Source organism: Jutongia sp. SJQ-6 (assembly GCF_054161275.1).
The window spans coordinates 2,537,400-2,562,002 of record NZ_CP195314.1; the positions used below are offsets into that span (position 1 = coordinate 2,537,400).

General features: G+C 43.0%; 21 protein-coding genes and 1 other RNA gene. 19 read left to right on the forward strand and 3 right to left on the reverse strand.

What is annotated here, in order from left to right; genetic code table 11:
- Positions 1-246 precede the first annotated feature (246 nt).
- The 3 genes from tadA to ACSAJE_RS11680 all read left to right on the forward strand — a co-directional run bounded on the left by tadA (position 247) and on the right by ACSAJE_RS11680 (position 3,536).
- Positions 247-738, forward strand: coding sequence for a tRNA adenosine(34) deaminase TadA (gene tadA, locus ACSAJE_RS11670; RefSeq protein WP_458009167.1), 492 nt, complete (start codon positions 247-249; stop codon positions 736-738).
- 99 nt (positions 739-837) lie between these two features.
- Positions 838-1,102, forward strand: an RNA gene (gene ffs, locus ACSAJE_RS11675) — signal recognition particle sRNA large type.
- 88 nt (positions 1,103-1,190) lie between these two features.
- Positions 1,191-3,536, forward strand: coding sequence for a cyclic nucleotide-binding domain-containing protein (locus ACSAJE_RS11680; RefSeq protein WP_458009168.1), 2,346 nt, complete (start codon positions 1,191-1,193; stop codon positions 3,534-3,536).
- 10 nt (positions 3,537-3,546) lie between these two features.
- On the opposite strand, the gene ymfI is transcribed toward ACSAJE_RS11680, so the two are convergent.
- Complete coding sequence (ymfI, locus tag ACSAJE_RS11685) at positions 3,547-4,281, reverse strand: elongation factor P 5-aminopentanone reductase (RefSeq protein ID WP_458009169.1); 735 nt, start codon at positions 4,279-4,281, stop codon at positions 3,547-3,549.
- Between the two features lie 178 nt (positions 4,282-4,459).
- On the opposite strand from ymfI, the gene ACSAJE_RS11690 reads away from it, so the two are divergent.
- The 16 genes from ACSAJE_RS11690 to ACSAJE_RS11765 all read left to right on the forward strand — a co-directional run bounded on the left by ACSAJE_RS11690 (position 4,460) and on the right by ACSAJE_RS11765 (position 22,798).
- The gene (locus tag ACSAJE_RS11690; protein ID WP_022024701.1) at positions 4,460-5,743 is read left to right on the forward strand and encodes a LytR C-terminal domain-containing protein; all 1,284 of its coding nucleotides are present in this window, start codon (positions 4,460-4,462) and stop codon (positions 5,741-5,743) included.
- A 21-nt stretch (positions 5,744-5,764) separates the two neighbouring features.
- Entirely contained in the window at positions 5,765-6,508 is a 744-nt protein-coding gene (locus ACSAJE_RS11695) for a WecB/TagA/CpsF family glycosyltransferase (protein ID WP_118508054.1), read from the forward strand.
- A gap of 80 nt (positions 6,509-6,588) precedes the next feature.
- On the forward strand, positions 6,589-7,509 hold the full coding sequence (locus ACSAJE_RS11700; protein WP_458009170.1) for a YitT family protein: 921 nt from the start codon (positions 6,589-6,591) through the stop codon (positions 7,507-7,509).
- Between the two features lie 188 nt (positions 7,510-7,697).
- Complete coding sequence (locus tag ACSAJE_RS11705) at positions 7,698-8,810, forward strand: ABC transporter ATP-binding protein (RefSeq protein WP_118691312.1); 1,113 nt, start codon at positions 7,698-7,700, stop codon at positions 8,808-8,810.
- Between the two features lie 209 nt (positions 8,811-9,019).
- The gene (locus ACSAJE_RS11710) at positions 9,020-10,108 is read left to right on the forward strand and encodes a PucR family transcriptional regulator (RefSeq protein WP_022024697.1); all 1,089 of its coding nucleotides are present in this window, start codon (positions 9,020-9,022) and stop codon (positions 10,106-10,108) included.
- Positions 10,109-10,249: 141 nt separating this feature from the next.
- Positions 10,250-10,423 (forward strand): type II toxin-antitoxin system HicA family toxin, encoded by a 174-nt coding sequence (locus tag ACSAJE_RS11715; RefSeq protein WP_118691311.1) that lies wholly within the window; start codon positions 10,250-10,252, stop codon positions 10,421-10,423.
- Between the two features lie 52 nt (positions 10,424-10,475).
- Positions 10,476-10,910, forward strand: a complete 435-nt coding sequence (locus ACSAJE_RS11720; protein WP_118691310.1) for a type II toxin-antitoxin system HicB family antitoxin — start codon at positions 10,476-10,478, stop codon at positions 10,908-10,910.
- A gap of 279 nt (positions 10,911-11,189) precedes the next feature.
- Positions 11,190-11,870, forward strand: coding sequence for a cell division ATP-binding protein FtsE (ftsE, locus tag ACSAJE_RS11725; protein WP_118507781.1), 681 nt, complete (start codon positions 11,190-11,192; stop codon positions 11,868-11,870).
- The gene (gene ftsX, locus ACSAJE_RS11730) at positions 11,867-12,769 is read left to right on the forward strand and encodes a permease-like cell division protein FtsX (RefSeq protein ID WP_118691309.1); all 903 of its coding nucleotides are present in this window, start codon (positions 11,867-11,869) and stop codon (positions 12,767-12,769) included. Before ftsE ends, ftsX begins: the two co-directional genes overlap by 4 nt.
- A gap of 28 nt (positions 12,770-12,797) precedes the next feature.
- Positions 12,798-14,102 (forward strand): murein hydrolase activator EnvC family protein, encoded by a 1,305-nt coding sequence (locus ACSAJE_RS11735; RefSeq protein ID WP_279221309.1) that lies wholly within the window; start codon positions 12,798-12,800, stop codon positions 14,100-14,102.
- A gap of 19 nt (positions 14,103-14,121) precedes the next feature.
- Complete coding sequence (locus tag ACSAJE_RS11740; protein ID WP_458009171.1) at positions 14,122-15,348, forward strand: S41 family peptidase; 1,227 nt, start codon at positions 14,122-14,124, stop codon at positions 15,346-15,348.
- A gap of 47 nt (positions 15,349-15,395) precedes the next feature.
- Positions 15,396-16,337 carry an AAA family ATPase gene (locus ACSAJE_RS11745; protein ID WP_458009172.1) on the forward strand — a complete coding sequence of 314 codons (942 nt, stop codon included), beginning with the start codon at positions 15,396-15,398 and terminating at the stop codon, positions 16,335-16,337.
- Positions 16,338-16,369: 32 nt separating this feature from the next.
- On the forward strand, positions 16,370-17,431 hold the full coding sequence (locus ACSAJE_RS11750) for a DUF58 domain-containing protein (protein WP_458009173.1): 1,062 nt from the start codon (positions 16,370-16,372) through the stop codon (positions 17,429-17,431).
- Positions 17,424-19,757 carry a transglutaminase-like domain-containing protein gene (locus ACSAJE_RS11755; protein ID WP_458009174.1) on the forward strand — a complete coding sequence of 778 codons (2,334 nt, stop codon included), beginning with the start codon at positions 17,424-17,426 and terminating at the stop codon, positions 19,755-19,757. Before ACSAJE_RS11750 ends, ACSAJE_RS11755 begins: the two co-directional genes overlap by 8 nt.
- A gap of 69 nt (positions 19,758-19,826) precedes the next feature.
- The gene (locus tag ACSAJE_RS11760; protein WP_118691305.1) at positions 19,827-21,221 is read left to right on the forward strand and encodes a sodium-dependent transporter; all 1,395 of its coding nucleotides are present in this window, start codon (positions 19,827-19,829) and stop codon (positions 21,219-21,221) included.
- Positions 21,222-21,337: 116 nt separating this feature from the next.
- The gene (locus tag ACSAJE_RS11765; RefSeq protein WP_458009175.1) at positions 21,338-22,798 is read left to right on the forward strand and encodes a sodium-dependent transporter; all 1,461 of its coding nucleotides are present in this window, start codon (positions 21,338-21,340) and stop codon (positions 22,796-22,798) included.
- 271 nt (positions 22,799-23,069) lie between these two features.
- On the opposite strand, the gene ACSAJE_RS11770 is transcribed toward ACSAJE_RS11765, so the two are convergent.
- A complete protein-coding gene (locus tag ACSAJE_RS11770) occupies positions 23,070-23,831 on the reverse strand; it encodes an amino acid ABC transporter ATP-binding protein (RefSeq protein ID WP_458009176.1) in 762 nt (253 codons plus the stop codon).
- Positions 23,832-23,849: 18 nt separating this feature from the next.
- Positions 23,850-24,485: an amino acid ABC transporter permease gene (locus ACSAJE_RS11775; RefSeq protein WP_458010073.1), complete on the reverse strand. Its 636-nt coding sequence runs from the start codon at positions 24,483-24,485 to the stop codon at positions 23,850-23,852.
- Positions 24,486-24,603 lie beyond the last annotated feature (118 nt).

Sequence of the window (24,603 nt, forward strand, 5' to 3'; positions counted from 1 at the left end):
AAATCTGACTCACACCTTCATATTTATATCGATACAAAGACTGAGTGATCTTATAAAAACATATCGGATTGGTGCGGAAAATGCAAGTGTTTCGTAGGTGATTTTGGCAGACAAAAGGTTGTTCTAATATACAAAAAAGATTATAATAAACACAGCACACTTAACTTAGGAGTCCCTTTTAGACTCCGTTATGCGCAGAAATCATGTGCAGTTATTATGGCATAACTACGTTAGAAATGAGGAAAAATGGCGGTGCAGAAAGACAATACGGAAAAATATATGAGGGAGGCGATCAAGCAGGCGAAAAAAGCGGCGGCAATTGGAGAAGTGCCGATCGGCTGCGTGATCGTAAGAGACGGAACAATATTAGCGAGAGGATACAACCGTCGGAACATTGAGGGGAGTACTCTGGCTCATGCCGAGATCATTGCAATAAAGAAAGCGAGTAAAAAATTGCAGGATTGGCGTCTGGAAGACTGCGAACTCTACGTTACGTTAGAACCGTGTCCGATGTGCGCCGGTGCGATCGTGCAGGCTAGGATTCCCAAAGTTGTGATCGGTGCTATGAATCTGAAAGCCGGGTGCGCCGGAAGCATTTTGGACTTGCTGCAGGAAAAACGCTTCAATCATCAAGTGGACAAGGTTATTGGAGTACTGCAAGAGCAATGCAGTCAGATGATGCAGGATTTTTTTCGGGAATTGCGCCGGCAGAAAAAAACGCAAAAAGAACAATCTTGACAGGGCATACAGGAATCTATATAATAAAATTTGTGTCGTTTCTCTAAAAGAAGCGCTCGAAGATGCGAGTAGCATCCGCTTGATTTTGTCATAAGATTTCCGTGCTAGCCGGGGAGATAGCGGTTCCCTGTACCTGCAATCCGCTATAGCAGGGGTGATGTTCTGTTTCGGGTCTATGGCTTGCAAAGCTGCCCTTTGTAAGTGGCGTTGACGCTTTGGTCTTGCGCAATGGAAACTCATGAACCGTGTCAGGAGGGGAACCTAGCAGCACTAAGTGAGATCTTCCGTGTGCCGCGAGGTTGCCGGGGCTGAGTTAACTGCAAAGGTAACGTTTGCAGCGATGGATTCAACGCAGAATGCACGGTTTTTTGTTATTTTATAGGAAATTGCTGTTATGTAGTGTGACGTTATCAAGAGTTCCCCGTCGCTGTTTTCAATAAGGAGGAGATTGAATGAATAAGGAGCGAAAAACCTATTGTGTCAATCAGATCATGAAGGGTGAAATTATTTTTGAGCGCGGCAGTGAAGCTGCTTATGTTGGGCTTGTATTGAAAGGTCGAGTACGCATACAGGCAGAGGGTGTTAATTTGGTCATTGGATCCGGACATTTCTTGGGATTGACGGATTTACAGGATGGGATGTATCGTGTTACATATCAAGCTGAAACGGATCTCGCAATCTATATCTTTCGTGCCGGCGAACTTCAGGCGACCCTTCAGCAGATTTTTAAGGCGAACAAGGATTATGCAGCGCTTATGGTTGCTACATTAGGAAAATATATACATGCTCTTGCGGGTGTATATCACACGCTGGAAGAGCAGGCAGAGAGGGATTATGAATTTTTGCAGGAACAGTATAGATCCTATCAGGCGATTGGGCAGGAGTTAGGGATCACAACGGATGAACTGCCTGGGATTGAAGAGTTGTCGCCGTTGATGCATTGGACGGCATTAGATGAAGAAAAGATCACTTATTATGATATATTAAGTGGATTGAAACAGGATGTTCAAAAGGCATATTTTGGTGCATCAGAGACGATTGCAGTCTATCATATTAAGGACCAGATCAATCTGCTTCGTGATCTGCTGGATCAATGTGAAGCAGATGCAGCATATCTGCAGAGTTTGGTTGGTCCAATGTTTCGTACAGACAAAAATTTATATTTATCGGTTTTGCATATGGTGGCAACTGCCAAGAGGATTGATGCGGACACGAAAGCCGGGATGGAGATTTTTGATAAGTTGATCGATGAGATCAACCGTTTGGAAGAAGTTTTATACGAACAGGCAAGTATCAATCTGCAGATTGACCATAATTCTATGGATAATGCATACTACAGCCTAATCTGTGATGGGGCATCACAAGAAGAAACAGTGGATGCTTTGACGGAAGAGTTTGCCTTAGTAGAGGAAAACTTTGTCAGCGTTGAAGAGTTAGATCATTCCTTGGAGCACATTTTAAGGTATTCAGAGCTTCCAATAGAACAAACACAGCAATTTGAAGCGGATGTTCGAGCGTTTGCAGCATTGTCGGACAAGATGTCGACGGATGACAACGCAAGAGAATTGCGTCGTAATATATTAAAACAGTATTATCCGCTGTATAAAGCAGTATATTATAAAGAGTATCACAGCACGGAGGAGACACCGATCGAGATCGACCTTTTCCTGCGTTATGGATTCCTAAGTGAGACATTATTGACGGAAGAATTGTTAGAGGAGCTGCTTTCGTTGGACCACGATCGTTCCGGACGCGGAGACTGCCGCGTTTATGATATGAAAGAATGGCTTACCGAGGTTTACGAGGGGCGTAAAAGTCCTTCTAAGAGTGAATTTGATCTGGATTATGAAGATTTTCTGCGAGATCAGAAAAAAACCGGACGGATCACGGAAGCGCAGATGAAAGAGCAGCTCGAGGATCGCGACGCAAAATTGGATTACGAGATTACCAATATGTTCCGCGTAAATCATCGTCTGGTAAGTGGTCAGGCATCGGTATTCGTACCGTTTTTGTTTACGGAAGGAAGTTCAGCATCATTGCAACGTACCTTTTTATCAAAAGATAAGATCAATGCGAGCCTGCGCAAGCTCAGACAGATTGATTATTCGGTATTTTATCGTGAGATGCTGTTTCATAAAGACGATTCGCCGATCACAAAGGAATATATGATGGAAGAGGTGGCACCGGACGTTATTTTGCTGCCTGCTTGTGGTACCAAAGGGATTATGTGGCAGGAACTGAGCGGCCGCAGAAGAAATTCCAAAGGTCGTTTTTTGATGCCTCATTTCTTTGAAGGGGATTTAGAGCTTGCCATGATTCAGTTGTGCGGACGTTTTCGCTGGGAGCTGTGTCGCACGATGCAGGGGACTTCGTGGAACAATATTCAGATAAAATCGCTGACAAGTGAATATAGTGATTATATCCAGTTTTACCGCAAAAACAGGGATTTGTCAGAGGACAAGAAAGAAAAATTAAAAATGCAGATCCAGAAATGCAGAAACAATACACGAGAGGTCTTTGTGACGGATTATATTAACTGGATCCGACATGAGGCAAAGGGCGGGATCACGTTAAATAAGACGGTTCGAGAGATTATGGCGACGTATTGCCCGTTTACTAAAAAGATTCGTGAGACAATAGTAGAACAACCGTTGTTCCGTGATGCAATGGCACGCTTTATGCGTGAAACAGGTAAGAAAAATAAAGAATATGCGTTAAAATTCCGTGTATGGGAGAAAGACGGCATAGAAGTCCCGGCAGAGATCATACAGACAAGAGATTTTTACCGCGATCTGTAAACGGGGTGGATCATATCCAACCGCCATCAAAACGCAGCACCTGGCCGGTCAGGTATTCTCCGCTTTGAGCGACTTGTACAATAAAGTCAGCGGTTTCTTCGGCAGAAGCCGGTCGGCCGACAGGGATTTCCTCAAACAGAGAGCTGCGCTCGTCGTCGGAAAGCTGTCCATTCATCCGGGTATCGATAAAACCACAGGAGACTGCGTTGACAGTAATGTGACTGGGACCGAGTTCTTTTGCCAAGGCTTTGGTGAAAGCACAGACACCGCCTTTCGTTGCAGAGTAAGCAACTTCGGTGGAGGCTCCTATTTCGCCCCAAACAGACGTGATGTTTATAATTTTGCCATATTGTTGGGCGAGCATGGTCGGAATGACAGCACGACAACTGTAGAATACAGAGGACAGATTGCTATTTACAATGGCAGTCCATTCATCGTCTGACATATCCTGCAGTAAACCAACATAGGAGATACCTGCGTTGTTGATGAGCAGATCAATATGTGGGTATGTGATCTGTATTTGTGAAAAAAAATCTGCTACTTGAGCACTGTCGCCAACATCGCACTGCATCGCAAGACAGTTGCGGCCGTTAGCGGTAATCTGCTTTGCAACAGCAGAGAGCGCTGTCATGTCTTTTTGACAGCAGATGGCAAGGTCGTAGCCTGCCGCTGCAAGTTTTAGGGCGGTCATCTGACCGATCCCATGAGATGCTCCGGTTACTATAGCTGTTTTGGTTGTATTCATACTAACCTCATTTCGTGTAAAATTTATCTGTGATAAAAGTAGTATAGCATAATGGCAATATACTTTACAGGGGTAAAAAGATTTGTTATAATAGTTTGAATGTTTGTGTAATGAAAGCTGGGGGTTTGATAGCAGCGCATAGATATGCGACGATTAGTGGGAAAAGGAGAAAACAAGCATGAAGGGTACTAAGAATAATATTTGGAAAGTATTTGCTATTAATTTGGGCAAGTCTATCCTGGGAATTTGCATTTTGATCGCCGTTGGATTTGGCAGTTACAAAATATCCTATCACTTCCTATCGAAAAATGCGACTAACGTGAATACGGATAAGGATAGTATTAAGGAGATCATTAAGGAGGCGAAGACAGAGGATATTTCTAAAAACTTAATCTATGTATGTAATGAAAAAGATCAGATCACACATATGATGGTTGAAATATGTAATACTAAGACGAATAATTTGGATTATGTTACAATACCAACAAAGAACGATTATACAATTCCGACAACAATGTATCGCAAACTATGTACTATAAGTGAGAATATTCCGCAGATCATGCGTATCAGCAAGCTGAAACAGTATTTTGCAGATGAACAGCAAGCGTATGGATACGGTTCGTTGATCGTGGAAAAGATGATCGGAACAAGTTTAAGCTATTATACGGTTTTGGATGAGGAAACATATAACAACCATTATCAGGAAGTCAAAGTAAAGGTTAGTTACAAAAAGACTGTGGATGTAGAACAGACCGCATCACCGGTTGCCTCTGCATCGCCGGAGCCATCCGGAGCCAAGACAAAGATGAAGATTTCTTGTGCCAGCGATGCGTATGTGCAGCAGCTTAAAGATCTGAATGGTGATGAATCGAAGATTGCGGATTTTATCAAATCACAGTATGATCGCGTGACTTCCAATCTGACAGTGACGAACAAGATTGGTTATATTCAAAGTTATGAGCAGATGAATGTGGACTATTTCCATTATTGGGGATGTCCGGGAAGCTACGATGGTAAGGTGTTTGTTGTAGATACAAAGGCTGCCAAGAAGTTTTTCAAAGGTCTGATCAATAACGAAGTGCCATATACAGCGGCTCAGGATCTTACGACAACGCAAAAAGCGACAACGTCGCCTGCAGCAAGCAGTAATACGACGCCAAAGCCAAAGAGCGGTAAGAAAGCAGTAAGTTCCAAAGGACTTAAGATAATTCTGCTCAACGGCAGTAAGATTGCCGGACTGGCCGGTAAGACACAGCAGAAATTACAGAAGAAGGGGTATACTGTACCTCAAGTAGGGGATTATACTAAAGAGACCTTGACACAGACAAAGATTATTGTTAAAGAAGATGGTCAAGGAGAGGATTTGAAGAAATATTTCAAAAATCCACAGGTAACCGTTGGTATGGTGGATCAAGGATATGATATCGAGATTATTCTGGGTACCGCTGATGCAAATCAGTAGCAAGGATGGTATAACGAAACGATGCACGCTTCAGTAAAAGTGCTGGATATTGACATTGATATGATGACGAATGATGTCTTTGTCCAGAAAATGAATGAATATCTTTCGGACGATAAGTTAGATGTGATATTATTTGCGTCGACGGAGCTGTTAGATAAGGCAATGGGGGAGGAGTCGTATCGTGAAGTGATCGAGCAGGCGGATTTGATCCTGCCTGGTGAGGAGGCACTGCTTAGTGCACATCATGTTGAAGTGCTGGAAGCTGGTGGAATGGTAGTCAGCTGTAAAAGCTTTGGCATTATGTTAGAAAATCTTCAGAAAAAAGATCAAAGCGTATATATAATAGGAAAGAGCAGCACGGAAGTAGAACAATTGGAAACTTGGTGCAAACGTATGCAGCCGGGGCTTCGATTATCAGGAAGTGTTGTGTATGATCCGGATATGGAGGCCGCAGCGCTGATCAATGAGATCAACAATCATACGCCGGATATTTTGTTGGTAGATTTAGAGACCGGGCCGCAGGAAATTTGGATCATGGAGCATTTGCCATTGCTGCATGCGCGTCTGTGCGTAGCGATCGGCGGTGTGGTGAGCTTGATCTTGGCTGAGGAAAAAGAAGCGCCGGAGTGGGTCAAGAAACTTCATTTGGAACCGCTGTATGAGAAACTGGTTCGCCAGCAATCGGTCAAAAAAGATGTTCAAGCACGTATATTTCGAAAGAAAGTTGTGCAATATAATAATAAATCAGATGAAAAAGATATTTGAAGTAAGAGAGGATAACCAATGATAGGTTATCCTCTTTTTGAATGAATTGGATTGGATGATCGAGGGGATGAGACGCAAGTATGTTTGGAAAACGATTTTGGTGGAGGGAATTACCGGCATTTGTCATTGGAACAGGTATGATGGCATTGGCGGTCAATATGGTATACAGTCCAATGGGGATGGTGCCGGGGGGCTTTTCAGGGCTTGCTATCCTGCTGTCGCATATGCTGTATGAATATGCCGGAATTCCGATGGCTGTTTGGAGCATAAATCTGTTGTTAAATATTCCGGTTTTTGTATGGGGAATTTTTGAAAAAGGGCATCGATTTATCATGAAATCATTCATTGCCAACCTCATATTTTCGGCAATGTTGTATGCGATACCGGAGCAGCCGGTGGCAGAGGGAGATTTTGTGATGGCTGCTATTGTTGGCGGTGTACTGACCGGCGCCGGTATTGGTCTGGTATTTGCAACAGGATATTCTACCGGTGGAACAGATCTGCTGGGGAGCCTGATCTGCACGTATTATCCGCATATCTCTGTGGCAAATGCGTTGTTTGTCATTGATTCAGTGATCATTGTTGCCGGAGCATTTTATTTTGGTGTCGATAAGGCGATTTATGCAACAGCAGCCGTTTTTGTTTCTTCGAAGGTAATGGACGCGATCCTGTCCGGCATGACGCAAAGCAAACAGATCTTAGTTATTTCAAAGAAATGGCAGGATATAGCGGAGGAGATCATGACATCGTTAAATCGCGGAGTGACACAGATCAAAGCAAAGGGAGTGTATAGCGGACAGGAGCGCCCTGTGTTGCTGTGTGTCATAGGCAAAAGACAGACGGGACAGCTTCTGCAGGCGGTGCGAAAACATGACACGTCAGCATTTGTCATAATCACGGAAGCGAGAGAAGTTTTGGGTGAAGGATTTGATTCGACAGCTCTCGGCATGTCAGCAGATGGCAAAAAACTGTTCAAATTGCACAGAAAAACAACAAAATAGCCGTAGATTTTTTGGCAAAAGCAATGAAAAAATCTCATTCTATACACTTTGCACAAAAAGCGAAAACTTTCTTTGGCAATTCGTGCCATGGTCAAAAAATTCTGTTTGGTGTATTATATTTTACAGGTTATGTGAGAGGAGTTATTCCCTTACAAGATAAATTAATTGACAAACAGGAGGACATATTAATGGCAAGTTTATCTTTGAAAAACATCTGCAAAACATATCCAAACGGATTCGTTGCAGTAAAGAATTTTAATCTGGACATCGCAGATAAGGAGTTCATCATCTTCGTAGGACCTTCAGGTTGTGGTAAATCTACTACACTTCGTATGATCGCTGGTTTGGAAGAGATCACAGAGGGTGAGCTTTGGATCGGTAATAATTTAGTAAATGATGTAGAGCCTAAGGATCGTGATATCGCAATGGTATTCCAGAACTACGCTCTGTATCCACATATGTCAGTATATGACAACATGGCATTCGGTCTGAAGTTAAGAAAGACTCCTAAGGAGAAGATCGATAAGTTAGTACATGATGCAGCAAGAATCCTTGACATCGAGCATTTGTTAGACCGTAAGCCAAAGGCTTTATCCGGTGGTCAGAGACAGCGTGTTGCCATGGGTCGTGCAATCGTTCGTAACCCTAAGGTATTCTTGATGGATGAGCCACTTTCCAACTTGGATGCAAAACTTCGTGTACAGATGCGTATCGAGATTTCTAAGATCCATCAGAGATTGGAAGCTACGATCATCTACGTAACACATGACCAGACAGAGGCTCTTACATTGGGTACTCGTATCGTTGTTATGAAAGATGGTGTAATGCAGCAGGTTGCTACTCCAATCGATCTTTATACAAAACCATGTAACTTGTTCGTAGCTGGTTTCATTGGTTCACCACAGATGAACTTCATCGACGCTGTAGCAATTCAGGAAGGCGAAGATGTTAAGCTTGCATTTGGTTCTTATGCAATTAAGCTTCCTGAGCAGAAAGCTGCCAGACTTGTTGAAGGTGGATACATTGGTAAAGAAGTCGTACTTGGTATTCGTCCAGAGGATATCAAAGATGAGGAGATCTTTGTTAACGGTGGATCTGACAATGTACTTGATGCAACTGTTAAGGTATACGAGATGCTTGGTGCAGAAGTATTCTTATACTTCACTGTCGAGGGATTCGATATCACAGTTCGTGTAAATCCTCGTACAACAGCTCGTCCTGGCGATACGATCAAGATTGCATTGGATCCTGCTAAGATTCATGTATTCGACAAAGAGACAGAGAGAACCATTACAAACTAGTCCTTAATGTTAGAAGATTTGTTAAAATTCTCATAATAAACTATCTAAGACAGGCATTGTATCTACAATGCCTGTTTTATTTACTTTTTACAAATTTCATGCTATAATTTAGTATATGTTATTGGGGATATTAGAAAGGGAAACTTTCTAAAGAACGGGTAAGTCGTTGCAGATAGATAGCACTTACTCGAGAAGCAGCGGAGGTAAATATGATTGCAAATCAGGTGTTGCAGACAAATATCGAAGGAATGAAGAATATTACGCGCGTAGATATTTGTGTAATGGATACGGAGGGGAAAGCGCTTGCCACTACGATAGATAATGTAGAGGAATATGAAGAGGCTGTAATGGCGTTCGTTAATTCGCCTGCAGATAGTCAGGTGCTTCAGGGATATCAATTTTTCAAGGTCTTTGATGATCACCAATTAGAATATGTAGTGTTAGCCAAGGGCGACAGCGACGATGTATATATGGTTGGTAAATTGGCGGCTTTTGAAATTCAAAATTTGCTGGTTGCCTACAAAGAGCGCTACGATAAAGATAATTTTATCAAGAACTTATTGTTGGATAATCTGTTGTTGGTTGATATTTACAATCGTGCGAAGAAGTTACATATCGAAGCATCTGTGCGCCGCGTTGTATTTTTGATCGAGACAAAGAATGAGAAGGACACCAACGCATTGGAGACGGTCAAAGGATTATTTTCCAGCAAATCCAAGGACTTCATCACGCAGGTTGATGAAAAGAACATCATTGTCGTGAAGGAAGTGAAACCGAACGAAGATTATGATGATATGGAGAAAACTGCAAAAGTCATCTTAGATATGTTGAACACGGAAGCTATGACAATGGTGCACGTATCCTATGGCACGATGGTAAATGAGATCAAGGATGTGTCGCGTTCTTATAAAGAAGCTAAAATGGCGTTAGACGTTGGAAAGATTTTTTACAGCGACCGCAACGTCATTGCGTATAGCAGCTTAGGTATTGGCCGTTTGATCTATCAGCTTCCAATGCCGCTTTGTAAAATGTTTATCAAAGAAATATTTGGTGACAAATCGCCAGACGATTTTGACGAGGAGACCATTGCTACGATCAATAAATTCTTTGAGAACAGCTTGAATGTATCAGAGACTTCCAGACAGTTGTATATTCATCGTAATACGTTAGTGTATCGTTTGGATAAGCTGCAGAAGAGCACCGGACTTGATCTGCGTGTATTTGATGATGCGATTACTTTCAAGATTGCGCTGATGGTCGTGAAATATATGAAGTATATGGAAAATTTTGAATATTAATTAGTGAATGCATGTGGAAAGCCCTGGAAATGGTTATCATTTCTAGGGCTTTTTGGTATTTTGATCAAAATGTGTATTATTTACACATTCATATTGAAAAATGTGTATGCAGTGTGTATAATGTGATTAAAGGGGGGAAATATGAAACAAAGAGATCTTGTGAAAAAACTCAAAAATGCCGGATTTCACCTTGTCAGACATGGAGGAGACCATGATGTTTATCAAAGAGGGAATGATGAGGAAGTAATACCAAGGCATAAAGAGGTAAATGAGAGACTGGCAAAAGCAGTATTGAGAAAATGGGGATTAAAATAATCTCCCAGTCTCAATATAATGCATTTATTATATAAAGATGGAGGTTGAGCATATGAAAGTAGCATATCCGGTTATATTTACAGATGTAGATACAAATATATTGATTGAAGTGCCGGACTTAGGAATTTTGACAGAGTCAAACGAAGAAGGCAAGGCAAAAAGTTCCTTGGCAGATGCTATTATGATGGCAAGAGATGCGATTGGTATAAGTTGTATCGAGGCACAGGACGAGGGAAAAGAAATTTCAAAAGCCTCTAATATGACAGATGTTGATGTTTCCAAAGGTACATTTGGGGGAGAGGGCACAAGTGTTGTATCTTTAGTGGATGTTGATCTTGAAGTTTATCGACGAATGTTGGATAACAAAACAGTGCGTCGTAACGTAACATTACCTAATTGGTTAAATCAAGAAGCAGAGAGATCACATATTAATGTATCAAAGGTCTTACAAGAAGCACTCATGGCAAGGTTGGGAGTATCACGATAAGTATCACCTTGTTCTAAAATAAAAAGGGTCAATCGTCAAGGTGTACCTACATTCAATCGTTAGACTTCTAGGTCTAACTTTGGGGAGAGGGTATAATGCCTGTAGCGCAATACGACAAAATGTTGTATACTGATATTGTTTTTGTAGAGCAATTATGGGCAAAAGCATTAGATAAAGCACATAGAAAACATTAGCAGAAAGCATGCGTTCAAATGTACGCAGAAAAGAGGTATCATAGTGAGAAAAAGAGCAAAGAGGAAAGAGGAATGGACAGGACCGCTGATCTGTTTATCGGGGGTGGATGTTGTTTATAATACAGGAACAGAGGCATTGAAAAACTGTAACCTGAAAGTGGAAAAAGGTGAGTTTGTATTTGTAGTAGGAAGCAGTGGCTCTGGAAAGTCTACTTTGATCAAATCATTGCTCGGAGAGATCCCTCTACAGGCTGGTGAAATACAGGTGGGGGGCAATAGCCTCACAGAGATGAAACGCAAAAGAATGCCATATTATCGCCGTAAATTAGGTGTAGTATTTCAAGAGTTTCGTTTGCTGGATGATCGTAACGTGTTTGAAAATGTGGCATTGGCGCAACAGGTGATCGGCGTGGATAAGGACCGTATCGAAAAAAATGTGCGTGGTATGCTGCAATTGGTAGGTCTGCAGGATCGTGCGGACGTCTATCCGAGAGAATTGTCCGGTGGTGAGCAGCAGAGAGTTGCAATCGCGCGTGCAATGGTAAACCGTCCGTCGGTATTGCTGGCAGATGAGCCAACAGGAAATCTGGATCCACAAAATTCATGGGATATTATGGCGCTGTTGGAAGATATGAACCGGCTTGGTACGACGGTTATGGTCGTTACCCACAATAATGAGATCGTGAATCAAATGCAAAAGCGTGTTGTCACTCTTCACGAGGGCGTTATTATCAGCGATCAGATACAGGGAGGATATGTGCAATGAAAACACTAGGATACGGTATCAAACAAGGGTTCAAAAATATTGTACAAAATAAAATCTTCTCCTTAGTAGCGATTGGAACGATTGCAATCTGTCTGTTTTTACTGGGGTTGTTCTATGCGCTGCTTAGCAATTTCCAGCACATGATGTACAATGTGGAGAGTAATGTCGGTTTGACGGTGTTTTTTGACAGTGGGATCGAACCGGAAGAAATTGATTCGCTGGGAGAGCAGATCCGTAAGTTAGATGGCGTGGAGACGGTGGATTATATTTCTCCGACAGAAGCATGGAAAAAGTTTCAAAAAGAAATGTATCAGGGAAAAGAAAATTTGGAGGATACTTTTGGTGATGAAAATCCGTTGCAGGATTCAGCGTCGTTTGAGATCACTCTGACAAGAGTATCAAAGCAGGCGAAAGTGTCTAAGCAGATCAAGGAAATGAAGGGAATCCGTAAGGTAAACGGATCGAGCACTGTGGCAAAGAGCCTGAGCAGTGCTAATATGCTTGTTGCCTATGTATCGGCAACGATCATAGGATTGCTGTTGCTTGTCTCAGTGTTCCTGATCAATAATGCGGTCGCGACGGGTATCCGCGTGCGCAAGGATGAGATTTCGATCATCAAAATGATCGGTGCAACCGATGGTTTTATTCGTGCACCATTTTTGGTCGAGGGATTGGTTATTGGTTTGATTGGAGCGATCATTCCGATCATAGTATTGTGGGTATTGTACGAGAGAGTGATCCAATTTGTATTAGAACATTTTTCGGCATTGTCACAATGGCTAACCTTTGTGGCTCCATCGAAAGAGTTTGCAACCTTGATACCGATGTCGCTCTTAGTTGGAGTAGGAATTGGTTTTATCGGAAGTGCATTGTCAGTCAGAAAACATTTGCATGAGTAGCGAAAGCAGAAAGGCGGGGTGATTGCAGATGAGAAAGCGAAATAAATGGATCGCAGCAGGGGTTGGCCTGTGGCTTACAGGAGCGGTCTGCATTGGAAGCGGAGTATTTTTGGACAATCCGGGGGTTGCACTGACACGGGTAGTGCAGGCGGCAACACAGTCGGAAACAACGCAGGGGCAGATCGATGCAGCCAACAAGAAACGAGAGCAGCTTGAAAAGGAGCGGACGGAGTTAAAGGAAACTCTTTCGAGCAGTGAGAGCAAGAAGGGCAATATTTTACAGTATATTTCAACGTTGGACAAAAAGATGGACACGTTGACGGATAAGGTAAAGTCTAACGAAGAACAGATTCAGTTAGTGCAGTCTGACATCGATGAATTACTGCTTCAGGAGGCGCAGGCAACTGCAAAGATGTCTAGTCAGTATGAGACGATGAAAGAGCGCATAAAATATATGTATGAGGACGGTACTTCCGGGTATTTGGAGTTGTTAGCCGGATCCAGCAGTTTGTCTGAAATGTACAATCATCTCGAATATATCAGTAAGATCAGCGAATATGATCAGAAGATGTATGGAGAGTATGAGTCTACCAAGCAAAAACTTACCAAAACGAAGAAAAATAAGCAGGCAAAGAAAGATGAGTTAGTAGCAACGAAAGAGACGCTTTCTTTTGAAAAACAATCCGTGAAACAATTGATCAGTAAAAAGAAAGGGCAGTTGACAAAATACAACAATCTGATTGCAGATTCGGAATCTTCTATTAGCACGTATGATGCGAAGATTGCGGCACAGGAAAATCAAGTGGAGAGTTTGTTGGCGAAAAAACGCCAGGAAATTGCGGCAGAAGAAGCAGCACAAAAATCATCGCCTTCTGGCAAAGGTCCTAACGGCACTGATACGACCACAGATCAAACACCGTCTAGTAATGCGGTGAGCACATCAGGATTTATTTGGCCGTTAGCAACGGCAGGACGGATCAGCTGCGGTTTTGGCCCGAGAACGGCGCCGACAGCCGGAGCGAGCACGTATCACAAAGGAATTGATATTGCGACGCCGACCGGAACAATTGTGCGTGCAGCGAAGGCAGGAACCGTTGTGACAGCAACCTATTCCGCTTCAGCGGGTAATTTTGTGGCAATTTATCATGGAGATGGCGTTTATACATACTATATGCACAACTCTTCCCTGCGGGTATCTGTGGGAGAGAAAGTCACCAGAGGACAGACGATTGCATTGTCCGGCTCTACAGGAATCTCTACCGGACCGCACTTGCACTTTGCGGTATATGCGAATGGATCCTATGTGAACCCATTAAATTATGTATCAAGATAGTAAAAGAAATGGAGACAGAATGAAGCGATTTTTGAAAGGTTTTTTGTGTGGAATGCTTACCACATCGATGATGCTGGTGGTTGCGTTGACCATAGGTCAATTCGGTGGTTACATCGACCTCGGTGCAGCTTGGAATCGCACAGATCAAGATAGTACGATGAAGCGGGAAGTTAAACAAAAGGCTTCCACGATTGAGAAATATATAGATGCGTACTATTTGGATGACATCGATAAAGATAAGATGGAAAATTCTATATACAAAGGAATCGTGAATGGACTGGGAGATGATTATGCAGAATATTATACGGCAGAAGAATATGCGGAGATCATGGAGAAGACTAGTGGTACATTCTATGGGATTGGCGCATATGTGACCCAAAATACGGACACAGGTGCGATAACGATCGTTAAGCCGATGAAAAACAGTCCGGCAGAAAAAGCGGGATTGAAAGCGGGAGATATTATTTATGCGATCAATGACGAGCGGGTTTCCGGCAAGGATCTTTCAGCGGTGTTAGCGCAGATCAAGGGTGAAGAGGGATCTAAAGTCAAACTGACGATCGTTCGTTCCGGGGAAAACGATTACCTGACGTTTTCGGTGAAAAGAGCTAAAATTCAGGAAGACACGGTTTCCTATACTATGTTAAATGACAAGATTGGTTATATTCAGATCACGGGATTTGAAGAAGTGACGCCAAATCAGTTTTCCGCAGCAGTTAATGCCTTAGAAAAGGAAAAAATGGAGGCACTTATTTTAGATCTGCGTGATAATGGTGGAGGATTGCTCAAATCCGCAGTTTCGATGCTAGACCGTGTTATGTCTAAGGGGATGGTGGTTTATACCAAAGATAAACAAGGCGTTTCAGAGAAATTCTATGCGGAAGATGTTAAACATGTTTCTGTGCCGATGGCTGTGTTAGTCAATGGCAATTCGGCAAGTGCATCGGAAGTGTTTTCCGGGGCGCTGCAGGATAAAAAGAAAGCAAAATTGATCGGGACCAAGACGTTTGGTAAAGGGATTGTACAGACGATCTTTGACTTGCAGGATGGATCGGCGTTGAAAATGACAACGTCGAAATATTATACGCCGAGCGGCCGTAATATTCATGGAACCGGACTTGAGCCGGATATTAAAGTGGAATTGGATAAGTCGACGGTGGGGCAGAAGGATAAAAATGGGAAGCTTAAACCGGATAATCAGATGCAAAAGGCAATTGATTATCTGAAAGGTCAGATAAAAGGCTGACAAATAGCGTATAACAGAATTGTGTACAGGACAAAGGAGGGGAACGCGTGGATCAAAAGCAGATACAGGATAAGCTGGAACGGATACAGCGGGAAGTCAATCAGGTGATCCGAGGTAAAGAAAACGTGGTAGAGCGGGTTCTTGCAGCGATCATCAGTGGCGGCCATATATTGATGGAAGATATTCCGGGCGTTGGCAAGACAACGCTTGCGACAACGTTTGCAAAAGCACTGTCCATGAACTATAAGCGTGTGCAGTTTACACCGGATGTTTTGCCAAGTGATATTCTGGGATTTTCGATGTATGACGCGGGGAGCCGGCAGTTTGTATACCGCCCAGGAGCCGTGTTTTGTAATCTGTTTTTGGCAGATGAGATCAATCGAACCTCTCCCAAAACACAGTCTGCTTTGCTTGAGGTTATGGAGGAGAATCATGCGACGGTAGATGGTGTAACCAGGCCGCTGCCGAATCCCTTTGTGGTCATCGCAACAGAAAATCCACTGGGATCATCAGGAACGCAGATGTTGCCGGAATCTCAGCTGGATCGTTTTATGATCTGTGTTTCAATGGGGTATCCGGAACATCAGGATGCTGTGGCAATTTTGAAGGGCGAATCAGCCGATCTGTTATCCAAAGTTCAGCCGGTATTGTCAGCAGAAGAATTGTGTGCGCTTCGAAGCATATCGGAAACGATATTTGTGCATGACAGTATTTATGATTATATTGTAGATCTGGTGGAAGAGACTAGAAAAAATGATCTGTTTGAGATGGGAGCGAGTCCGCGTGCAACGATCGCATTGCTTCGTATCTCACGTGCGATGGCGATGATTGCCGGACGTGATTTCGTGACTGCCGCAGATGTACAAAAGGTATTGCGTGATGTGTTAGGGCATCGTGTGCGCCTAAGCGCCAGAACACGTGCGGAGCGTATTACGGTAGATCAGGCAATGGAACAGCTTGTGCAGACGGTGAAGGCACCACGGATGTGATAAAGCAATTCGGCGCATGGAGGATGAATGGGATGAATAGAGAAGGATCAAAGCGACATTGGAAACTATATCCGTTACGTATAGCGGGTTATGTTCTGCTGTTTGTCGTTATGGTCGTTCTCTATTTCTTTTTTAAGAGTTATGTTGTCGCATCATTAGTATGGCTGCTTGTTTTGCTGCCGGTCGTATCCATATGGTTGAACTGGAAAATGACCCCATATCTTACAGTGCGCATATCTGCCTTGCAGCCGAAAGTCATAGCAGGTGAAGAGAGCCGTTTTATGTGTAAACTGAGTAATGCGTTTCCGTGGGTTAGTTTACAATGCGAATTGCAGGGAACGATTGGCAATACTTTGTATCACACAGAGGATCCGATCCGACTGTGTTTACCGGTACGCCTGCGTGGGGAAGAAGCCATGGAGTTACCGTTTAGATGCAAATATAGTGGCAATCTGCAATTTTGTATCCATACGCTCGCTATCAAGGATCTGCTCGGTTTTGTATCGGTGCAGCAGGAAATTTCTGAGGAGGCGGCGATCGCGGTAATGCCGCAGGAGACAGGAGAGGCATCAGAACAGAAAAGCGGTTTCCAGATGGGAATGAGTGAATTGGAAGAAAGTCAGGCAAAGGGAAATGACTTTGCTGAAATAACGGATGTCAGGGAGTATCGACCGGGAGACCGAATCAAGGACATTCACTGGAAACTTTCCGCTAAGAAAGAAACACTTATGGTCAAAGAGCGGACAAGCGTAGCACAGAGCCAAGTGGTATTGGTGCTTGATCTGTCCGGACAAAGGGACACAGTAGAAGAGGTTTTGGGGCTTGCTTACGGCTTAAGTAAGTTGTTCTTAAAAGAATATACACCGGTTCGTCTGCTCGTGTGGGATGCGTTAGAATATGATTTTATCGAAGTTTTGATCCAAAAGAGAGAAGAGATCGATACGCAGTTTATTTATTTGCTGCGGAGAGCTGTGGTGACGGACAATATCGAGCTGGCTAAAATGGTGCAAAGCTTGCGTCCGCAGTTGCAGGCATATGCAGTGATCGGCTTATACGAAGATGGTGTGCGCGGGGAGGTGATCTCTCATGGGTAATGGACGGCAGACGCTTCTGGATCGATTACGAAAAACATTTCGGATTGACTATGATGACGACTGCTTGGATAAGTGGGAAGGCATTGAGTTAGTTACGAAATCATTAGATCAACAGACGGAATCACGTATAGGTATGCTGCTTGTCAATGCGCTGCTGGTATTTTGTATTACAGCAGGTGGAATGGGAATCGTGTTGTCAGCGATCGACAGCGATTATCAGACTTGGATCGTAGAACTTGTGACCCTTGTAGCATCACTTTATGTGGCATTTTTGTATTACCGTAAATGGTGGGAAAATGTTGGATATATATTATTATTGGTCGTTGTATTCGCCGTTGGTTTTGGGATGCAAAGCTATGTGAGCAGCGGATTCTATAGCGTCATGAATGACCTGATGGAAAGCGTTTCAGAGTATTTTCAGTCTAATGCGACACGTAGTTACGGCGAAAAGATCGCCGATGCCAATTTGGCAGTGACTATAGCAATGAGTTATATTGCTGTGGCAGCAAGTGTTGTGGTAAATATATTCGTTTCCCGTAAAATGAGATACCGTTTCCTGATGCTGGTTGTTTTTGGCTTTCTGTTCCTGCCATTGTATGTGCATTTGGAACCGGATATGTTTTATGTTGTGCAATTTTTTGTGGGTGTTGTCGTGACGGCGGCGATTGCTAAAAATGGCGATTATAAGCAGGCAGCAGACAATGTCCGATATAAACAGGATGAGGAACGTATCGTTTATCAGTCTGCCTATCGAGTGAAATTGCAGGCGGGGGCGTGTCTGCTTGCAGTTGTTGCGATTGGGGCGGTGCTGTTTTCTTTGCTTGTTCCATCGAAGGATTATCACGACAGACATCCCGATTCCGCATGGAAACAGAGCACAAAAGATGCCATGCAGAATGTCGCAGTGCTCGGAATTGCCGGATTATTTAATTTTTATGATAATACCGGTGGTCTGACCAGTGGTAAGTTAGGCGGCGTCAGTGCAGTGCGACTGGATTATGACACAGATCTTCGGGTCACATTTGTACCGCAAAATGAAAATCGATTTTATTTGCGCCGTTTTATTGGACAGGATTATTTATATGGCATGAATCGCTGGGAATCTGCCAAAGCAATTTATATGCGGACGGAGCAGCGTGCCAAGACTGCGTTTGAGAAAAATATAACCGGCAGTGCACATGGAATCGTCAAAGTTGATAATGTGGCAGCAGATCCGGGATTGTATATGCCGTATTACAGTCTTCAGTCGGATCTGGTAACATCGCCCGGTCGCAGCCAGATATATGATTATTATACGTATTCCGGTTTGGATCGGGATTGTAAACTTCAGACAGAATCGATATCGAATTGGCTTACGGTGCCGGATTCAAGCAAGGCTGTTTTGGATGAGTTTTGCAAGGAAGCGGATTTGACGGGAACTGTTGCTGAGATCGTGCAGAAGCTGGCAGCGTATTATCAGGATAATATACCGTATACGTATCAGCCGGGTATAACGCCTTATGGTCAAGACTTCGTTTCGTATTTTTTGAAAAAGAATCGTAGAGGATACTGTGCGCATTTTGCCAGTGCAGCGACGCTGCTTTTACGTAACTGTGGTATTCCGGCTCGTTATGTGGAAGGCTATGCGATCGATCCGGAAGATATCGGTGAGAATGGTAAGATCCTTACCGATCAGAAGGTATCTGATTACTATCAGGGTTACCGCGAACTTACAGATACCGGAGTTGTGCAAGTAGATGTCACGGATGCAAATGCACATGCTTGGGTTGAAATTTACGATCAGCACAAAGGCTGGTATGTAGTGGATATTACGCCGGCATCGGATCAGGAAGAGGCGGATGTCAGTCTTTGGAATGCGTTTATGCGTCTTTTTCGTAACCGGAGCAATGGAACTGCGCAGAGTAATACCGGTGGTACCGGTGCGACAGGAACAGCAGATGCAGTAGAGGCGGTAAAAAGAACCGGTAAAGTTTCCCTTGGGGTACTTGCATTGTTGCTGCTTATTTTTGTGATCACGCTTGCTGTCCGCCAGATGATTCGCATACTTCGGTGCAGTATTGCATATCACCGTGCGGATACGAATGACAGGCTGATTGCAGATTATCAAAGATATGTCCGTAAAATAGGGCACAAATATCCGGCATTTCAGAAACAAACAAATTATGAAACACAGATTGCATGGCTTCGTAAGCAGCGGTTATTAGTGATATCCGGAGAGGAGCGAGATCGTATGCTGCAGATTTTGGAGCAAGCAGGCTTTGGTCATACACAGATCAGCGATGCTGATGCAGAACTGGTGCGTGGGTTGTTGACACGTAGAACGTAAACCTTTAGAATAGAATGATGTGCCCACATAATAGTATAGGGCGAAATGGAACAAGGAAAGGATGAAAAAATGAACAAAAAAAGAGCAAATTTTACCGGCACGATCGGCTTTGTTATGGCTGCTGCAGGAAGTGCCGTGGGGTTAGGAAACATATGGCGGTTTCCTTATTTAGCGGCAAAGGATCATGGAGGTGTGTTTATTTTATGCTACTTGATCTTAGCAGTGACATTTGGTTTTACGTTATTGACAACAGAGATCGCCATTGGACGTAAAACGGGACGGAGTCCTCTTACTGCTTATGCAGCGATTCAGCCTAAGTGGAAAGGTCTTGGTGTTTTGGCATGTCTTGTACCAATTATCATCTTGCCATATTATTGCGTGATCGGTGGATGGGTTGTAAAATATTTCGCAACATTTGTCACCGGTGCAGGATCAGCGGCAGCGGGCGATGATTATTTTGTGGGATTTATTCAAGGACAATATCAACCGATCATCTGGATGTTTATTTTCTTTTTAATGACAGCGTTCGTTGTGTTTAATGGCGTGAATAAGGGAATTGAAAAATACAGTAAGATCCTGATGCCAATTTTATTACTTTTGATTATCGGCATTGGATTGTATTCGCTGACGATCAAACATACAGATGCGAGTGGTGTTACCAGAACCGGTCTGCAGGGATTGAAAGTATATTTAATTCCTAATTTTAAGGGAATGACCGGTAAAGAATTTTTTGTTATTCTGATGGATGCAATGGGACAGCTTTTCTTCTCGATCAGCGTGGCGATGGGAATCATGGTTGCATACGGCTCGTATGTTAAGAAAGACGTCAATTTGATGAAATCGATCAATCAGATCGAAATTTTTGATACTTTGGTAGCGATGCTTGCCGGACTTATGATCGTGCCTGCTGTATTTGTATTTATGGGGACAGAAGGAATGAGCGCCGGACCCGGTCTGATGTTTGATTCTTTGCCAAAGGTATTCCAGGCAATGGGCAAAGCCGGAACGGTTGTCGGAGTGCTGTTCTTCCTGATGGTTATTTTTGCGGCAGTAACTTCATCGGTATCTGTTATGGAAGCAATCGTTTCCAGTTTGATGGATGCGTTTCACTGGACCAGACATAAAAGTACATCTGTTGTGGCAACATATGGGGTCATAGGCGGTGTCGTTGTTTGTCTTGGATATAACAAGTTATATTTTGAACTGCCACTGCCAAATGGATCGACCGGACAGATACTGGATATATTGGATTATATCAGTAACTATTGCTTTATGCCGACGGTGGCGCTTCTCACATGCATTTTGATCGGTTGGGTTGTGAAACCTAAGACGGTCATTGATGAGGTAACTGTTAACGGAGAACGTTTTGGCAGAAAATATCTGTATATTGCGATGATCAAAGGGATTGCACCAATTCTGCTATTTGCATTATTATTACAGTCATTAGGCTTGATTCAGCTGTAGTAGTATTCGCAGATAATGGACCATGGGATGTATTTTTCATTGCAGATACATACTGTGAGAACTCCTTGACATAACAGGTTTGTGAACAATATTACATGATAGAAATGGAATAAAAAATGAGTAAAAACAGAGAAACTTTTGCATCCCGCCTTGGCTTTATATTAGTATCTGCAGGATGTGCGGTGGGACTGGGAAATGTATGGAAGTTTCCGTACGTATGCGGAAATAATGGAGGAGCAATCTTTATTTTGATCTACTTGGTCTGCTTATTTGCTCTTGGATTTCCAATTTTAGTATGCGAGTTTGCAATCGGTCGCGGCAGTGGTGCGAGCATTGGAACAGCATTGCGTAAATTGAGCGGTGGCAAAGGAAGATGGCATCAGTTTCGTTGGTATGGACTGTGCGGTAATTATCTGCTAATGATGTTTTATACAGTGGTAGCGGGCTGGATGATCTATTATGTTGGCGTTTGTGCCAAGGGGACACTACGTCAGGCGAATGTCAAAGAAATCGAACAGTATTATCAGAGCTTTGTGCAGACACCAGGCAAAATGATGTTTTTTATGTTATTAGTAGTTGCCTTGTGTATTGGTGTGTGCGCACTGGGCTTACAGAATGGTATTGAAAATATTACAAAGAAAATGATGTTAGCATTGATCGTATTGATGGCTGTTATGGCAGTCAATTCAGTCATGTTAAAAGGAAGCAGTAAAGGCCTTTCTTTTTATTTGATCCCGAACCTCGAAAATGTGAAGAAACGTGGATTGGGAAATGTCATCTTTGATGCGATGACGCAGGCGTTTTTCACGTTGAGTGTTGGAATGGGTTCGATGGAGATCTTCGGCAGTTATTTGGGCAAAGAACGTAAGCTGACCGGAGAGGCGATCAATGTATTGGTGTTAGATACACTGATCGCATTTGTTGCAGGAATTATTGTGATCCCGGCGTGTATTTCTTTTGGAATCCGCCCGGATGCAGGACCATCACTGCTGTTTATCACACTGCCAAATGTATTTAACCATATGCCAAGTGGAACATTGTGGGGAATGCTTTTCTTTGTATTTATGTCCTTTGCGGCATTATCCACAGTGATCGCAGTGTTTGAAAATATCATCAGTATGAGCATGGATGTGTTTGGCTGGGAGCGTCGGAAAGCGTTAACGGTCAATTTAGTCGGCATTGCAGTATTATCCATGCCAACTGTACTTGGATTTAATGTGTGGTCTGGTGTCCAGTTATTTGGACCGGGATCAACGATCATGGATGTTGAAGATTTTGTGGTATCCAGTAATATTCTTCCGCTTGGAAGTCTGTTATTTGTACTGTTTTGTACGAAAAAAAGCGGTTGGGGATTTGAACGATTTTTGGAAGAGACCAATACAGGAGTAGGTATGAATTTTCCAAAATTTCTTCGCAGATATATGCGGTATGTATTGCCGATGATCGTTTTAGTCATTTATTTTAAGGGATATTATGATAAATTTAAGGACAGTTCACCGGTAATCTTTGGTGTATGGATGATGATCGCTATTGCCTTTGCAGTGTACATTCTTTATCTGTCACGAGACAAAAAGTAAAATAGCCATTGTTAGATGGATATCATAGGCGACTTTGTGAGCTTGTGAGTTGGATAACAAGGTTCATTAATGTATGATACTATCAATATAAAGAAAGCCCGACAGGAATGCTTGCGGTACCGCCAAAAACGTTTCGCTTTTTGGTTTGATACACGGTATGATTTCTGCCGGGCTTTTTTCGTTTTAATTGATAGGAAAATGCTCGTAACGTAGAGGGAATCCAACAAGAATTGCTACGTTGTTACACAATCTGCATTTCCAAATGTTGTCATTAAACATGCAATTTCTTGAGGAATGCTTTTGTGCGCTCGTTTTTCGGGTTGTCAATGACATCTTCCGGTTTGCCGTTTTCAACGACCAGACCGCCATCCATAAAGATGACACGATCTGAGACCGCTCTGGCAAAGTCAATTTCATGCGTTACAATAACCATTGTCATTTTTTCGGAAGCAAGCTGCTTCAATAATCGGAGAACTTCTGCAGTGATCTCCGGATCGAGAGAAGAGGTTGGCTCATCAAAATACATGATCTTTGGATGTAATGCGAGAGCACGTGCAATCGCAACACGCTGCTGCTGTCCGCCGGACAGTTCGCAAGGATAAGCGTCTGATTTGTCTGACAAACCAACTTTTGTCAACAGGTCATATGCCTCAGAAATCACTTCATCCTTATCGGTCCTTTTCTGAACCTTAAGTGGTGCATGATAGACGTTTTTTAATACTGAAAAATGTGGAAACAGGTTAAAATTCTGAAAGACCAATCCAAAATTGGATTGTGCTTCCAAAATGTCACTGCGTTTTGGATAAATGGCATGACCGTCTTCTGTCGTTACCACGCTTTTACCGTTGTATGCGATCTCGCCGCTGTCAATCTTTTCCAGAAATGTCGCACAGCGAAGCAGTGTGGATTTACCGGAACCGGACGGACCAAGGATTGAAACAACTTCGCCGGGAGAGATCTGCAGATCGATATCCTGCAATACAATCTTACCGTCAAAGCTTTTTTTGATATGTTTCATGTCTAATATATTCATAAAGCTTAGTTTCCTTTCTTAATGATAGTAATTCAATTTATTTTCCAGTGTTTCCATGACGTATGCTACTACGAAGTTAAAGACGTAATAAAATACGCCGGCGATAAACAGCGGCAGCAGTGAGGTTTGAGAAGCTGCGATCTGTTTTGCCAATGTAAACATTTCTGTATATGCCAGTGCAAACGCCAATGAAGTATCTTTGACCAAGGTAATGATTTCGTTCGTGACCGGAGGCAGTACGCGTTTGACCATCTGTGGGAACAGAATGTATCCGAATGTCTGCAGATGATTGTAACCCATGACAGTGGCAGCCTCACGCTGACCGATCGGGATACCTTGGAATCCGGCACGGTAGATCTCAGCAAAATATGCGGCGTAGTTCAAGGAAAATCCGATGATCACTGCCAAGAAGCGGTACGAATACGGTGTATGTATGTGGAACGCATAATACGGTGCAAAGAATACAACCAATAGCTGCAGCATCAATGGGGTACCACGCATGATCGAAATATAGATCTTTGCAATATACTGCAGCAGCTTCCAGTGTGACATACGGATCAGACAAACAAGCAGTCCCAATGGAATTGAGAACAAAATTGTCAGGAAAAAGATCAATAATGTCGAGATCATACCTTTGCGCAGCTGTTTTGCAATCTGTGCAGCGGATAATTTCTTGACTTTATTTTTAGAGCCCTTGGTTTGTGACTGTTTGTCCGGAGCCGGAGTCACCTTTGTTAATTTGCTGGTATCAATGGTTGGCACTGCACCGCCA